1 protein-coding gene is annotated in these 2509 nt (G+C 60.6%); it reads right to left on the minus strand.

Annotated features, from left to right (window positions below; all coding sequences use genetic code 11):
* Nucleotide 1 precedes the first annotated feature (1 nt).
* A complete protein-coding gene (gene pheT, locus ACIQY3_RS34295; RefSeq protein WP_403029106.1) occupies nt 2-2431 on the minus strand; it encodes a phenylalanine--tRNA ligase subunit beta in 2430 nt (809 codons plus the stop codon).
* Nucleotides 2432-2509 lie beyond the last annotated feature (78 nt).

Below are 2509 nucleotides of genomic sequence, written 5' to 3' on the forward strand. Positions count from 1 at the left end.
GCTAATCAGCCCGACTTGGCTCGCCGCCCATGGCACTGCTGAAAAGGAGGGATGGGGGACGGAGCACACCCGGCAGGGTTTCGAGCGAGGTGAGGATATTTTGCGTCGTGTTATTCACCTCATCGTCATTAAGAGTGCGCGATGGATGCTGCCAGGTCAAGCCAACTGCGAGGCTTTTTCTATCAGGATCAATGCCTTTACCCTGATACACGTCAAATAGCCTGAGGTCCGTCAGCCATTCCCCTGCATTTTCACGGATTACGTCCAGTACGGCGCTGGCTGCGACGTCTTTTTCGGCAATCAGCGCAAGGTCACGACGCACTTCAGGAAAGCGCGACAACTCTTGGAATTTAGGCATTTTACCCAACGCCACTTCCGCCAGAACCAGCTCGAAAACGAAGACCGGACGGTCGAGACCGAGGGTTTTCGATAATTCCGGGTGAATCGCGCCGACGTAACCCACCAGACGACCTTCACGCTCGATGCGCGCGGTCTGACCTGGATGCAGCGCCGGGTGCTTGCCTGGCACGAAAGTGAACGAACCCAGCGCACCGGCAAAGCCCAATACTGCTTCCACGTCAGCCTTGACGTCGAAGAAGTCCACGACATCGCGACCCTGCGCCCAACCTTCCGGCAGACGGCTACCACACTCAACACCCGCCAGCATCGGCTCTTGCTTCAAGCCTTCCAGCTGACCGACAAAGCGCAGGCCGCTTTCGAACAGGCGGACGCGATCCTGTTGACGGTTCAGGTTGTGCTGAAGCGCCTTGACCAGACCTGGCCACAGGGACGAACGCATGGCAGCCATGTCGTTGGAAATCGGGTTAGCCAGCAACAGCGGTTCAACACCCGGATTAAACAGTTCGAATTGTTTCGGATCGATGAAGCTGTAGGTGATCGCTTCCTGATAACCACGGGCCACCAACAGACGGCGCAGTTCAGGCAGCTCGCTACGGGCTTCAGCCTTGGCTTGCGGCGCCAGGCGGGCTTGCGGGTAGCGAACCGGCAGACGGTTGTAACCGTACAGACGGGCCAGCTCTTCGATCAGGTCAACTTCCAGGCTGATGTCGAAGCGATGGCTTGGCACTTCTACGCGCCACTGCCCTGCCCCATCGGCGGAAACGGTCAGGCCCAAGCCGTTGAGCAGACGCTCGACTTCGGACGCTTCCATTTCCATGCCCAGCATCTGGGAGATGCGTTGCGCGCGCAGGGTGACCGGCGCGATTTTCGGCAGGTGCTGCTCGCTGACGGTTTCGATGATCGGGCCGGCTTCGCCGCCAGTGATTTCCAGCAGCAGGCCAGTGGCGCGCTCCATGGCTTCACGGGCCAGTTGCCAGTCCACGCCGCGCTCGTAGCGGTGCGAAGCGTCGGTGTGCAGGCCGTAGGAACGGGCCTTGCCAGCGACGGCAATCTGGTCGAAGAATGCGCTTTCGAGGAACACGTCACGAGTGGTCGCGGTGTTGACGCCGCTGTGCTCGCCCCCCATCACGCCGGCAATGGCCAAGGCGCGGGTATGGTCGGCAATCACCAGCGTATCGCTACGCAGGCTGACTTCCTGACCGTCGAGCAAAACCAGCTTCTCGCCCTCTTCAGCCATGCGCACGCGGATGCCGCCATTGATTTCGGCGAGATCGAATGCGTGCAGCGGTTGACCCAGTTCCAGCATCACGTAGTTGGTAATGTCGACGGCAGCGTCAATGCTGCGCACGTCGCCACGGCGCAAGCGCTCGACCATCCACAGCGGTGTTGGCTTGGACAGGTCGACGTTACGGATCACACGACCCAGGTAACGCGGGCAAGCGGCTGGCGCCAGCACTTCAACCGAACGCACTTCATCGTGCACGGCGGGCACCACGGCCACCACCGGACGGGTGACTTCGGCGTTGTAAAGCGCACCGACTTCACGGGCCAGACCGGCCAGGGACAGGCAGTCGCCGCGGTTCGGGGTCAGGTCTACCTCGATGCTAGCGTCGTCCAGGCCCAGGTATTCACGAATGTCCTGACCAACCGGCGCATCGGCCGGCAATTCCATCAGGCCATCGTTGCCTTCGCCCACTTGCAGTTCAGCTTGCGAGCACAGCATGCCGTTGGATTCAACGCCACGCAGCTTGGCTTTCTTGATCTTGAAGTCGCCCGGCAGTTCGGCACCGATCATGGCAAACGGGATCTTCAGGCCCGGGCGCACGTTGGGCGCACCGCACACGACCTGGAAAGTCTCCGCGCCATTGCTGACCTGGCAAACACGCAACTTGTCGGCGTCCGGGTGTTGCTCGGTGCTCAGCACCTCGCCCACTACCACACCGCTGAATTCGCCGGCGGCCAGCGTAACGCTGTCGACCTCAAGACCGGCCATCGACAGACGAGCAACCAGCTCGTCACGACTTACCTGCGGGCTTACCCAGCCACGCAGCCATTGTTCACTGAATTTCATCCTGCTCTCCTAAGAATTCGTTACGACTAGCGAAATTGCGCGAGGAACCGCAAGTCGTGGTCGAAGAACAGACGCAAG

Source organism: Pseudomonas sp. NPDC096950, from assembly GCF_044762525.1.
In the GTDB taxonomy this organism is placed as follows: Bacteria; Pseudomonadota; Gammaproteobacteria; order Pseudomonadales; family Pseudomonadaceae; genus Aquipseudomonas.